Raw genomic sequence first — 12,805 nt, 5'->3', positions numbered from 1 at the left:
CGCCATCCGAGCTGATTCCCGCTCACGCCGCCCCGCCCCGCAGCCGCGCGGTGATGGCGTCGGCCGGGACCGGGGCGCCGAAGTACCGGCCCTGCCCGGTGTCGCAGCGCAGCGCCCGCAGCCGTTCGGCCTGTACCCCGGTCTCGACCGCCTCGGCGGTGACCCACAGCTCCAGTGCGTGCGCCAACCGGACCAACGCGTCGACGATTCGTTCGTCGCGGTGGTCGGCCGCGACGTCGGTCCCGTCGGCGCGGATCCCCTCCACGAACGGGCCGGCGAGCTTCAGCGAGTGGATCGGCAACCGCCGCAGGTACGCGAGGTTCGAGTAACCGGTGCCGAAGTCGTCCACGGCCAGCCGGACGCCGAGCGCGGCGAGCCGATACAGGCTGCGCAGGGGCTCACCGGCGCTGCCCATCACGGCGCTCTCGGTCAACTCCAACTGGAGCAGGTCGGCGGGCAGGCCGGTGCTGTGCAGCACGTCGGCAACAGTGTCCACGATCGCCGGGTCGTCGGCCTGCCGTGCGGCCAGGTTGACGCTGACCACCAGCCGGGCGTCGGGGAACTCCCGCCGCCACCGCTCGGCGTCGTGACAGGCCCGCCGCAGCACCCACTCGCCGAGTCGGACGATGAGGCCGGTCTCCTCGGCCAGGCCGATGAACCGGTCCGGGCCGATCAGGCCCAACTCCGGGTGCTCCCACCGGACCAACGCCTCCACCGCGAGCATGGTGCCCTCCAGCAGCGACACGATCGGCTGGTAGTGCAGCACGAACTCGCCCCGGTCCAGCGCGGCGGGCAGTCCGGCGACGAGTGCCGACCGCGCGATGTCCCGGGCACTGCGCTCCGGGTCGTAGACCGCCCAGCGGCCCCGGCCCGCCCCCTTGGCCCAGTAGAGGGTGGTGTCCGCCGCCTTCATCAGCTCGGACGCGGTGGTCTCCGCCGCCAGGCACTGCACGATGCCCACGCTGGCCGACACGGCCAGCTGGTGGTCACCGACGTGCACCGGGGCCGCGACGGCGGCCAACGCGGACTCCGCGACGGCCACCGCGTCGTCGATGTCGTCCCCGCCGTCGACCAGGATCACGAACTCGTCGCCACCCATCCGGGCGACGAGGTGGCCATGGTCGGACACGCACGCGGCCAGCCTGCGGGCGATCATCACCAGCAGCCGGTCGCCGAGGTCGTGGCCGAGGCTGTCGTTGATCGCCTTGAAGCCGTCCAGGTCGAGGAAGCACACCCCGACCCGCCGCCCGGCGCCCGCGGCGTCGAGGACCCGGCCCAGCGTCTCGAAGAACAACGTCCGGTTGGGCAGTCCGGTCAGCGGGTCGTGCAGCGCCTGGAAGCGCAGCCGCTGCTGGAGTTCGTACCGCTGGGTGATGTCCTCGACCATCGCGACGGTGAACCGGGGACGCCCGTCGCCGTGCCGGATCAGCGAGACGGCCAGATCCGTCCAGACCACGCTGCCGTCCTTGCGGTGATAGCGCTTCTCCACCCGGGCGGCGTCGTGCTTGCCGTCGACCAGCTCCTCGTACAGCTCCCACATCCCGGCGGCGTCGTCGGGGTGGAACAGCGCCGCCACGTTGCTGCCGCGCAACTCCCCGATCGAGTAGCCGAGCATGTCGGCGAACGCCTGGTTGACATCGATGATCTGGCCGTCCACGCCGGCGATGCCGATGCCGATCGCGGCGCCGCTGAAGACCGCCCGAAAACGGGCCTCGCTGTCGCGCAGTGCCTGCTCGACCCGGTCACGTGCCTGCCAGGCGGAGCGGGCGATCTGCTCCTGCTGGCTGAAGGTACGGTCACGCAGCGCGCGTGCGAACCCGGCCGCCAGCCCGCCCTGCAGCGCGGCGATCCGCTCGGTCAGGTCCGCCGGCCGGTCTTCGGTGGGAAGCAGCCGGCCCGGGAAGTCCGTACCGAGGGCGCGCAGCGTCCAGTCCAGGGCCTGCGGTGCGGTGAGGTGCGCCTCGACAAGCGCCCGACCGACCTCCTCCGCCGGTTCGGCACTGAACGGTTCCGCCCGCACCGCCCGCGCCAGCCGGATCGTGTGCGCCAGCAGCAGCCGCTCGGTCTCGGCCACGCTGAGTGGCACGAAACCGAGACGGCGGATCGCGCGGGCCCAGTCGGCGGCGTACCCCTGGGCGTCGGCCCGGCCGACGGGGTCCGGGACGGCGGTCATGTCGATCAGCCGGCGGGCTGGTCGTACCGGGCGACGCCACCGAAGGCGCCGAACCGCTCCGGGTGCTCGTCCACGTCGGACGGTGAGTCCGGGCGCCAGAGCGGCATGTGCACCACACCCGGCTCCAGGACGGTCCAGTCGCCGAAGAAGCCGGTGACCTGCGCGCGGGAGCGCAGGGTGATCTCGGTGGCGGTACGGGCGGAGAGTCGCTGGGCGTCCAGCATCTCCTGTGGCTGGTCCTCGAAGGTGGAGTGCGAGACGACCAGGAAGCTGCCCGGCGCGGCGGCGGCGCGCAGGGCGGCCAGGATCTCCTCGGGCCGGTCGCCGTCCGGGATGAAGTGCACCACCCCGGCCAGCAGGATGCCCATCGGCCGGTTGAAGTCGATCAGCCCGAGCTGCCGGGTCTCGGCGAGAATCCGCTCCGGCTCGCGCAGGTCGGCGTGGATGACACCGGTCAGCTCGTTGCCGGCGAGCAGTTCCCGGCTGTGCGCGACGGCCACCGGGTCGATGTCGACGTACACCACGCGGGCCTTCGGGTTGACCCCCTGGGCCACCTCGTGCACGTTGCCCACGGTGGGAATTCCGGAGCCGATGTCGAGGAACTGGTCGATGCCGGCGTCGAGCAGCACCCGGACGGCCCGGCGCAGGAACTCCCGGCCGGCCCGCATGGTGGCGGCGAGATTCGGGGTCATGCTGGCGATCTGCTCGGCCAGTTGCCTGTCGATCTCGAAGTTGTGCGCCCCACCCAGGAAGTAGTCGTACACCCGGGCCGCGCTCGGCCTGGTCAGATCGATCTCGGTCGGCAGTCCGTCCGGCATCAGTGTGCTCCCCAACTCATCGCCGCGGCGCGGGACGGCACCGGCGTCGACGGGCGTGCGCGAGCACCGGCCGACCCGCGGGTCGTGTGGTGTGCACCACTCTAGGCGGCTGACTCCAGCATCAGCGAAATGCCTTGACCGACGCCGATGCACATGGTCGCCAGAGCCCGGCGGCCACCGCGGCGGCGCAGCTCCAGGGCGGCCGTCAGCGCCAGCCGCGCGCCGCTGGCACCGAGCGGGTGTCCCAGCGCGATGGCCCCACCGTTCGGGTTGACGTGGTCGGCGTCCACGGGCAGACCCAACTCCCGCAGCACCGCCACGGACTGCGCGGCGAACGCCTCGTTCAGCTCCACCACGTCCACCGCGCCCAGCTCGACGCCGACGCGGTCGAGCAACTTGCGGGTGGCCGGCACCGGGCCGATCCCCATGATCCGGGGCGGCACGCCGGCCGCCGCCGCACCGACGATCCGGGCCAGCGGGGTGAGGCCGTACCGGGAAACCGCCGCCTCGCTGGCCACCAGCAGCGCGACCGCGCCGTCGTTGACGCCCGAGGAGTTGCCCGCGGTGACCGTGCCGCCGTCGCGGAACGGGGTGGGCAGCGCCGCCAACTTCTCCAGCGTGGTCTCTCGGGGGTGCTCGTCGACCTCGACCAGCCGGGTTTCGCGCCGACCGGCCGGCACGGACACCGCGACGATCTCCTCGGCGAACCGGCCGTCGGCCTGCGCCCTGGCCGCGCGCTGCTGCGAGCGGTACGCGAAGGCGTCCTGCTCGGCCCGGCTGACGCCGTACTCGGCGGCCACGTTCTCCGCCGTCTCCGGCATCGAGTCGATCCCCCACCCGTCGCGCATCAACGGGTTGACCAGCCGCCAGCCCAGCGTGGTGTCGTACACCTCGGCCGAGCGGGAGTACGCCGACGTCGCCTTCGGCAGGACGAACGGCGCCCGGCTCATGCTCTCCACCCCACCGGCGATCATCAACTCGGCCTCGCCGGCGATGATGGCCCGGGCGGCGGTGGCGAGGGCGTCCAGGCCCGAACCGCAGAGCCGGTTGACGGTGCTGCCCGGCACCTCCTCGGGCAGGCCGGCGAGCAGCGCCGCCATCCGGGCCACGTTGCGGTTGTCCTCGCCGGCCTGGTTGGCGCAGCCGAGCACGACGTCGTCCACCCGCGCCCAGTCCACCGACGGGTGCCGGGCGACCAGTTCACGGATCACGTGCGCGGCCAGGTCGTCGGGGCGGACGGCGGCCAGCGCGCCCGCGTGCCGGCCGATCGGGGTGCGGACACCGGCCACCAGGTATGCCACGGTCATCGCGAGTCCTTCGGGGTGCAGACGGCGGGGGTGGGGCACGCCCACCGGGTCGCGGGGGCTGCCGGCCGCCAGGATATCCGCGCGGGCAACGGATAGGTTGACGGCATGGCCCGGGCCCAGTTCAGCGCAGAGACCAGCGGCGGCGGCGCGTTCGTCCGCCAACCCAACCGGTTCACCGGTCGGGTCACCGCCGACTCGACCTCCCCGCCCGGCGGCGGCCCGGACGAGCAGGACCGCTGGCCCCTGGAGGCCGGCCGCTACCGGCTGATCTGGTGCCGGGCCTGCCCGTGGGCGCACCGGGCGAGGATCGTGCGGGGCCTGCTCGGGCTGGACGAGGCGATCTCGCTGGGCACCGTCGACCCGATCCGCGACGAGCGGGGGTGGGCGTTCGCCCTCGACCCGGACGGCTTCGACCCGGTCCTCGGCGTGAGCTTCCTCTCCGAGGCGTACCTGGCCACCGACCCGGACTACACCGGCCGGGTGACCGTGCCGGCGCTCGTCGACACCCGGACCGGCCGGGTGGTCACCAACGACTACCCGCAGCTCACCCTCGACTTCTCCACCGAGTGGCGGTCACTGCACGCGCCCGACGCACCGGACCTGTACCCGGTCGCGCTGCGCCCCGAGATGGACGCGCTGATGACGGAGATCCACACCGACGTCAACAACGGCGTCTACCGGTGCGGGTTCGCCACCTCCCAGGAGGCGTACGACGAGGCGTTCCGGACACTCTTCGCCCGGCTGGACGCGCTCTCCGAGCGGCTGGCCGGGCAGCGGTACCTGATGGGTGACGCGATCACCGAGGCGGACGTGCGGCTGTTCACGACGCTTGTCCGCTTCGACGCCGCGTACCACGGGCACTTCAAGTGCAACCGGCAGAAGCTGACCGAGATGCCGGTCCTGTGGGCGTACGCCCGGGACCTGTTCCAGACCCCCGGCTTCGGCGAGACGGTCGACTTCGACCACATCAAGCGGCACTACTACGGCACCCACCGGGAGATCAACCCCAGTGGCATCGTGCCGCTCGGGCCGGACGAGTCGGGCTGGCACACGCCACACGGGCGTGGCTGAGCCGGGTCGTTCCGACACCACGTCCGCGCCGAGGGTCGGCGCGGACGTCGCCCGTCGGGCCGCCGGTTCCGCCGCGGCGGGTTGCGCGCTGGCCGGTGCGGTGGCGGTGACGGTCGCCGTGGTCGCCGGTCCCGGTCCAGGGCTCACCGGGTACGTCAGCGAGGCCGGCATCGCCGGCAGTGGACACGCGGCGACGTACCGGATCGGGGTCCTCGCCCTGGCCGCCGCGTTGCTGTTGCTCGGTGCCGCGCTGCCTCCCGGGGTGTGGGCGGCGGCGCCGGCGCTGCTCGCCACCGGTGCCGTGTTGACGGCGGTGTCCGGGGCGGTGACCTGCTCCGCCGGCTGTCCGTTGCCGCCGTTCGAGCGAGCCACGACCGCTGATCTGGTGCACGGCGGCGCGAGCATCGCGGCCACCGCGTCGGTGGTCTTCGCGATGCTCGCGCTCGCCGTGTCCGGGTCGGCTGGCCCGGCGGTGCGTCGACTGGCCGGCGCGACCGCCGCGCTGGCCCTGCCGCTCTGCGCGACGGTCGGGCTGACCATGCTCGTCGTCGGCCGGGGCGCGGTGGTGGGTGTGCTGGAGCGGCTGGTCCTGTTGCTGCTGGCCGCCTGGGGTCTCGCCACCGCCACCGTACTGGCCCTGAACCACCGACAGGCGAGCTCCTTGTAAGGATCCTCACGTCGACCGCTCCTTGCGATACCCGGGCAGCGGCGTAGTCTCGCCTAGCGATGACCAATGTCTGGGGCCTCACTGTCCGCCTGTATGTCGATCTCCGACTACAGGCCAGTGGCATCTGTCCGGGCTAGCTGCGTTTCCACGCCTGCCCCGATCAGACCGGACAATTGGATAGATTCCTCATGCCCTTCAGCCTGCGCAAGATTCCCTTCTCCGTGCAGATCCTGCTCGGCCTCGTGCTCGGCGTCGCGCTGGGCTTCCTGGCCCGCGCCAACGACCTGAGCTGGCTGACCAGCACCCTGCACACCGTCGGTGGCCTCTTCATCCAGCTGCTCAAGCTGGCCGTACCGCCGCTGGTCTTCACGGCCATCGTGGTCAGCGTGGTCAGCCTTCGCGGCGTGGCCAACGCCGCGCGGCTCGCGCTCAAGACCCTGATGTGGTTCGGCATCACCGCGCTGATCGCGGTGAGCATCGGCATCGGCCTCGGGCTGCTCACCAACCCGGGTAAGGGCGTGTCCCTCGACGTGGGTGGCGCGACCCCGCCGAAGAACACCGGCTCGTGGACCGACTTCCTCACCGGCATCGTGCCCACCAACCCGGTCGGCGCGTTCGTCGAGGGCAACGTCCTGCAGATCGTCTTCCTCGCCCTAGTCGTGGGTGCGGCGGCCCTGCTGGTCGGCGACGCCGCCGAACCGTTCGTCGCGCTGAACCGCTCCCTGCTGGAGATCGTCCAGAAGGCACTCTGGTGGGTCATCCGCCTCGCCCCGATCGGCACCCTCGGCCTGATCGGCAACGCCGTCGCCTCGTACGGCTGGGACCTGCTGGCCCCCCTCGCGAAGTTCACCACCGCCGTCTACGTCGGCTGCGCCATCGTGCTGTTCGTGGTCTACCCGCTGGTGCTGATCCTCGCCGGCCGCCTCAACCCGCTGCGCTTCTTCGCCGGCGCCTGGCCGGCGATCGAGCTGGCCTTCGTGTCCCGCTCCTCCGTCGGCACCATGCCGGTGACGCAGCGCTCCGTCGAGCGGCTCGGCGTGCCCCGCGAGTACGCCTCGTTCGCGGTGCCCTTCGGCGCCACCACGAAGATGGACGGTTGCGCCGCCATCTACCCCGCACTCGCCGCGATCTTCGTGGCCCAGGTCTTCGGTGTGCACCTCGGCGTCACCGACTACCTGCTGATCGCCTTCGTCTCGGTGGTCGGCTCGGCGGCCACCGCCGGCCTGACCGGCGCGATCGTGATGCTCACCCTGACCCTCAGCACGCTGGGCCTGCCGCTGGCGGGCGCCGGCCTGCTGCTGGCCATCGACCCGATCCTGGACATGATCCGCACCGCCACCAACGTGGCCGGGCAGGCCCTGGTGCCGACCGTGGTCGCCGCCCGCGAGGGCACCCTCGACCGGGCCGCGTACGAGTCCGCCGGTCGTCGCGACCTGATCGAGCCGGAGCCGGTCGCGGAGACCCGTCCCGAGCTGACTCCAGTTCCCGCCTGACCAGAGCACACCGACGACGACAGGCCCTCCCCCGGGGGCCTGTCGCCGTCTCGGAGAGGATGGCCCCATGAGTTCCCTGTTCACCCCCCTGGCCCTGCGTGCCGTCACCCTGCCCAACCGGGTCGCCATGGCGCCGATGTGCCAGTACTCCGCCGGCCCGGACGGCCTGCCGACCGACTGGCACCTGATCCACCTGGGCAGCCGCGCGGTCGGCGGCGCCGGGCTGGTGCTGACCGAGGCGACCGCCGTGCTCCCCGAGGGCCGGATCAGCCCGCAGGACACCGGGCTGTGGTCCGGCGCGCACGTCGACGCGTGGCGACCGGTGACCGCGTTCGTCGCCGCCCACGGCGCGGTGCCGGCCGTGCAGCTCGCGCACGCCGGCTTCAAGGCCTCCACCTACCGGCCGTGGGCGCCGGAACGCGGCGGGGTGCCGGACGCCGAGGGCGGCTGGACGCCCACCGCGCCCGGCTCGGAGCCGTTCACCGCCGGCTACCGGACGCCGACCGCCCTCGACGAGGCCGGCATCACCGGTGTGGTCGAGGCGTTCGCGACGGCCGCCGAACGCGCGCTGGCCGCCGGCTTCGCGGCCGTGGAGATCCACGCCGCGCACGGTTACCTGCTCAACGAGTTCCTCTCGCCGCTGACCAACCACCGCACCGACGGCTACGGCGGCGACCGGGCCGCCCGGATGCGACTCACCCTGGAGGTGGCCCGCGCGGTACGCGCCGCGGTCGGCGAGGACGTGCCGGTGCTGACCCGCATCTCCGCCACCGACTGGGTCGAGGGCGGTTGGACGATCGAGGACAGCGTGGTGCTCGCCGGTGAACTGGCCGGCGTCGGCGTCGACCTGGTCGACGCCTCCTCCGGTGGCGTCAGCACGGACCAGCGCATCCCGCTCGGCCCCGGCTACCAGGTGCCGCTGGCCGCCCAGATCCGCCGCGAGGCCGGCGTTCCCACCGGCGCGGTGGGCCTGATCGTCGAGCCCGAGCACGCCGAGCAGATCATCGCGGGCGGCGAGGCCGACCTGGTGCTGCTCGGCCGGGAGTTGCTGCGCGACCCATACTGGCCGCGCCGGGCCGCCGCCAAGCTCGGCGTCGTCTACTCCGGGCCGCCGCAGTACGCCCGCGCCTGATCCCCGCCCGTCGGACGGCTGCCGGGACCGGCAGCCGTCCGACGGGTCAGCCCGCCAGGTGCGACCAGTCCCCCTCCAGGTCCTGCCAGCTGCCTCGCGCCGCCACCGTGCCACCGATCAGCACCACCACGTGGTCGGCGCGGACCAGCGCGGCGCGCTTCGCGGTCGAGCCGACCACTGTCACCCCGTGGTCGCGCAACGCCTGCCACAACGCCAACTCGGTGGTGACGTCCAGCGCCGACGACACGTCGTCGGCGACCAACAGTTCGGTACGCGGCGCCAGCGCCCGAGCCAACGCCAACCGCTGCAACTGCCCGCCGGAGAGCCGGGTGCCCTTGTGCCCGATGAGCAAGCCCAGCCCACCGCCGGCGGCGGCCAGGTCGTGGTCGAGCTGGGCGGTGCTGACCGCCCCGGCCGCGTCCACCTGGTGTCCGAGCGCGATGTTGTCCGCGACCGTGCCGGACAGCACCCGGGGCAACTGGCCGACGTAGCCGACCTGGTTGGGGCGCAGGAACAGCTCCGGCTCGGTGACCGGATCACCGTTCCAGGCCAGCTCCCCGGTGTGGTGCACGATCCCGGCCAGCCCTCGCAGCAGCGAGGACTTGCCCGACCCCACCGGCCCGACGACGAGCACCAACTGCCCCCGCTGCACGGTCAGGTCCACGTCGCGGACGGCCACCGTGCCGTCGGAGTGCACCACCCCGAAACCGCGCAACTCCAGCCGTCGCAGCGGATGTCGCGGCGCGGGTGTCGGCGCGGGCGCCGTCCCGGCCGCCAGGTCGACCGCGGCAACCCCCGCGGAGTACGTGCTCACCCCGGTCATCGCCACCGTGCGCCGCGTCCAGACCCGCGCCGACGGTAGCTGGGAGATCAACGAAGCGGTGGTCCAGGCGAACCACCGTGCCGCGCCCAGCGTGGACACGGCCACCAGCACCGCCCCGGCGGAGAGCGAGCCGCTCAGGTAGAGCGCCCACGCGCCGATCGGCAACAGCCCACTGGCCATCGACGGCGTGGAACGCGCCCACACCTGCACCGAGATCTCCCGCCGCTGCCGGTCGCTGCGCAGCACGTCCAGACCCGCCAGGTGGCGCAGCACCGCCGTGGTCGCGCCGGCGAGCTTCACCGTCCGTGCTGCGGAGAGCGCGGAGACCAGAGCCGTGGCGAAGGCGGCGCGCGCCGTCACCGTCGCCTGGGCGGCACGTTCGAGTTTCGGCCCGAACAGCGTCGCGGCCAGCCCGGAGACCACCATCGTGCCGAGGAAGAACAGCCCCGGTACGACGCTGCCGGTGACCGCCGTCATGGCGACCACCAGGACCAGCGCGACGGCCTGGTCCAGCACGTTGTCGGCGAGCTGGACCACCCGCTCGGTGTCGCCGCCCTGCGCCACGACCTCCGCCGGGGTGTGCGAGCTGACCCGGCGCGGCCCGGTCTGCCCGTGCACCAGGCGCAGGCTGATCCGCAGCATCTGCCGCACCCACCACTGCGGGAACCAGACGTGGGTGTAGAACGGCAGCGGCAGGGTGATCAGCAGCCCGGCCACGATCCCGACTGCCGGCAGGTACGGGTTGCCGGTCCCGTCGACCAGGTCGGCCCAGAGCCAGGGCAGCACCGGGCCGTCCAGCCCCAGCAGGCTGAGCCCGAGGAACAACCCGATCGCGGCCAGCCCGTACCGGGGATCGTTGGTGCAGAGCCGGAAGATCTCCCGCAGTGTCCGGGCCGGCGGCACGGGCGGCAGCGGCGGCGGATCGGCCCGCGTCGGCCCGACCTGCTCGGCCGGCGTGACCTGCTCGATCTGGTCGGCGATCGACCCGGCCTTCGGGACGGCACCGGTCGTCGGCGGTTCGCTCGGCCAGGCATCGGCCGGATCGGGGCCGACCAGCAGGTCGGTGCCCGCGCCGGCACGGCCCATCGGTGCCACCGCGGCGTACGTGGCGGCGTGACTGGTCGCCAGCAGCTCGGCGAAACGCGTCGACGTCTCCAGTGGACCGGCCTCGACCACCGCGCCGTCGGCCAGCACCACCACCTCGTCACAGCGGCGCACGGAGGAGAGCCGGTGCGCGATGACGATGCCGATCCGGTCACGCAGCAGTCGTTCGGTGGCCCGCTGCACCCGCGCCTCGGTCACCGGATCCAGACGCGCGGTGGCCTCGTCGAGGACCACCACATGCGGGTCACGGACCAGGATCCGGGCGAACGCCACCAGCTGCTCCTGGCCCGCGGAGAGCACGTGCCCGCCCTCCCCGAGCCGGGTCGCCAACCCGTCCGGCAACTCGGCGATCCAGCCGGCCAGGCCCAACTCGTCAAGCGCCTTCGCCGCGGCGTCGAGCAGCTCCGGGTCGTAGAGCGCGACGTTCTCCGCGAGAGTGCCCGCCAGGATCTCGGTACGCTGCGGCACCAGCGCCACCCAGCGGCGCAACTGCTCGACGTCGAGGTCGCACAGGTCGGTGCCACCGAGGAAGACAGTGCCCGACGGCACGTCGACCGCCCTGGTGAGCACCTTCGCCAACGTCGACTTGCCCGAACCGGTCCGCCCGATGAGCGCGTACGAGCGTCCGCGCGCGAAGGTGAGGCTGAGCCCGCGCAACGCGGCCCCCCGGCCGCCCTCGGGGCCACTCACCTCGTACTCGAAGGTCAGGTCGCGGATGCGGAGGTCACCCTCGGTCGGGCTGGCCCCGCCGACGGGCTCCTGCCGGGCCCTGTGCAGCAGCCGCACCCGCGCCCATGCGCCCAGAGCCTCCTGGATCTCCGGCACCATTCGGCTGACGTGTTCCGCGGTGGCCCCGAAGGCCAGGGCGAGCAGCCAGATGGCGGTGAGCCGGGCGGCGTCGATCCGGCCGGTGGCCAACGCCCAGGCCCCTCCGAGTACCACCGCGCCGATGCCGCCGCGGATCGTCGCGGTGGCGGCCGCGGCCACCCGGGCGGACAACACCCAGACCAGGCTGCCCCGGGACAACACGGCGGCGGCCCGCCGGGCGTAGAGCCGCAGCACGTACGGCCGGGCCAGGCTGGTACGTACGTCGTCCTGGCCGTGCACCGCCTCCTCCATCACGGCGGCCAGGTCGGACCACGCCTCCTCCTCGCGCATCCGGGCCGGGGCGATCCGCGCCGTGGGCCGCCGCAGGCCGGCGGCGAGCAGCACCGTGAGCAGCAGCATCGCGACCCCGGCCGGCCACCACACGGCCAACGCCACGACCATCGACAACAGGCCGACGCAGAGGCCCTGGGCGAGCCGGGTGCCCTGGTTGCGGATCGCCGAGGCCACCTGGTAGACGTCCCCGTCGATCCGGTCGAGCAGCTCACCCACCGGGGTGGTCTCCAGGGTGGGCAGGTCCTGCCCGAGAGCGACCCGGCAGAGCCGGCGGCGTACGTCCGCGGACCAGTCCGCCGTCACGCCGGCCATCAGCAGGCTCACCGCGAGGTCGCTGAGCACCACCGCGACCAGCGCCGCGGCCAGCACGGCGAAGAAACCGGACGACCGGTGCACCAGGACCGCACCGGCCAACGCCGAGGCGCCCGCCTGGCCGGCGGCGCCGAGCACGATCAGGACGGCCACGACCGTCATCCGACGTGCCGAGGTGCCCCACAGATCACGGAGCAGGCGCATGGAAGTCCTCCGGACGTGGGGTGGCGGAGACTTCAGCCTGGCGGCGACGACGCCCAGATTCAACCGAATTTCCGGCCCCGAACAGGGCATCAGCTTCCGCCGATCCCATGATCGACTCGGCTTCCGTGACGTCGCGGGGTCAGCCCGTCCCGGACACCCGATATCCGTGACATCGAGTGGATCATGCGGTTTGATGACCGATGGGTGCCGGAGCGCGCGGCACCCAGCGCTGCGCATGCCCGGCGTGGTGGTCGGCGCGAGGTTTGTCCGATTCAAGGGGTCGCTGGGTGGTGACCGGCCGCACCCGTGGGGCGGAATCATGGCCGGGGCGGCGTCGTTACATACCCTGACGATCGCAGGACCACCGCCCCGCCGCCCGGCACGCCGGGGGTGGGAATGCGGGACCCGGTCGGGTCGTTGTAGTCCCCACGAACGACCGTAGGCACCGCCTTCACGTGGGTGCCGATGGATGGGCCGCCCCCCGGAATGACCCTGGCCCGCCGGTCGTTACATCTGGACCCCGGCGCCCCGAGTCCCCCG

The 12,805-nt window shown here is 73.1% G+C and carries 8 protein-coding genes; 4 read left to right on the top strand and 4 right to left on the bottom strand.

All coding sequences use genetic code 11. The annotated features are described in order from the left end of the window. Positions 1–22: 22 nt before the first annotated feature. The 3 genes from AB0O48_RS17520 to pcaF all read right to left on the bottom strand — a co-directional run bounded on the left by AB0O48_RS17520 (position 23) and on the right by pcaF (position 4,298). Entirely contained in the window at positions 23–2,173 is a 2,151-nt protein-coding gene (locus AB0O48_RS17520; RefSeq protein WP_357570236.1) for an EAL domain-containing protein, read from the bottom strand. Positions 2,174–2,178: 5 nt separating this feature from the next. Next, entirely contained in the window at positions 2,179–2,991 is an 813-nt protein-coding gene (locus AB0O48_RS17515) for an SAM-dependent methyltransferase (protein ID WP_357247235.1), read from the bottom strand. A gap of 101 nt (positions 2,992–3,092) precedes the next feature. Beyond that, positions 3,093–4,298 carry a 3-oxoadipyl-CoA thiolase gene (gene pcaF / locus AB0O48_RS17510; protein WP_365066724.1) on the bottom strand — a complete coding sequence of 402 codons (1,206 nt, stop codon included), beginning with the start codon at positions 4,296–4,298 and terminating at the stop codon, positions 3,093–3,095. A gap of 105 nt (positions 4,299–4,403) precedes the next feature. Here pcaF and AB0O48_RS17505 point away from each other — a divergent pair, with 105 nt between their 5' ends. The 4 genes from AB0O48_RS17505 (at position 4,404) to AB0O48_RS17490 (ending at position 8,661) form a co-directional block, all read left to right on the top strand. Then, entirely contained in the window at positions 4,404–5,369 is a 966-nt protein-coding gene (locus AB0O48_RS17505; RefSeq protein WP_365066721.1) for a glutathione S-transferase C-terminal domain-containing protein, read from the top strand. Then, the gene (locus tag AB0O48_RS17500) at positions 5,362–6,036 is read left to right on the top strand and encodes a DUF998 domain-containing protein (protein WP_357247227.1); all 675 of its coding nucleotides are present in this window, start codon (positions 5,362–5,364) and stop codon (positions 6,034–6,036) included. Before AB0O48_RS17505 ends, AB0O48_RS17500 begins: the two co-directional genes overlap by 8 nt. Positions 6,037–6,236: 200 nt before the next feature. Further along, complete coding sequence (locus AB0O48_RS17495; RefSeq protein WP_357248025.1) at positions 6,237–7,529, top strand: dicarboxylate/amino acid:cation symporter; 1,293 nt, start codon at positions 6,237–6,239, stop codon at positions 7,527–7,529. Positions 7,530–7,596: 67 nt separating this feature from the next. After that, the gene (locus AB0O48_RS17490) at positions 7,597–8,661 is read left to right on the top strand and encodes an NADH:flavin oxidoreductase/NADH oxidase (protein ID WP_357247224.1); all 1,065 of its coding nucleotides are present in this window, start codon (positions 7,597–7,599) and stop codon (positions 8,659–8,661) included. Positions 8,662–8,707: 46 nt separating this feature from the next. Here the strand turns inward: AB0O48_RS17490 and AB0O48_RS17485 are convergent, their stop codons facing one another. Then, a complete protein-coding gene (locus tag AB0O48_RS17485) occupies positions 8,708–12,265 on the bottom strand; it encodes an ABC transporter ATP-binding protein (RefSeq protein ID WP_357572105.1) in 3,558 nt (1,185 codons plus the stop codon). Positions 12,266–12,805: the final 540 nt, after the last annotated feature.

The organism is Micromonospora sp. NPDC085948 (genome assembly GCF_040686315.1).
Lineage (GTDB): Bacteria > Actinomycetota > Actinomycetes > Mycobacteriales > Micromonosporaceae > Micromonospora.
Note: the sequence above shows the minus strand (reverse complement) of the source record. Positions and strands in the feature narration are given on the sequence as shown.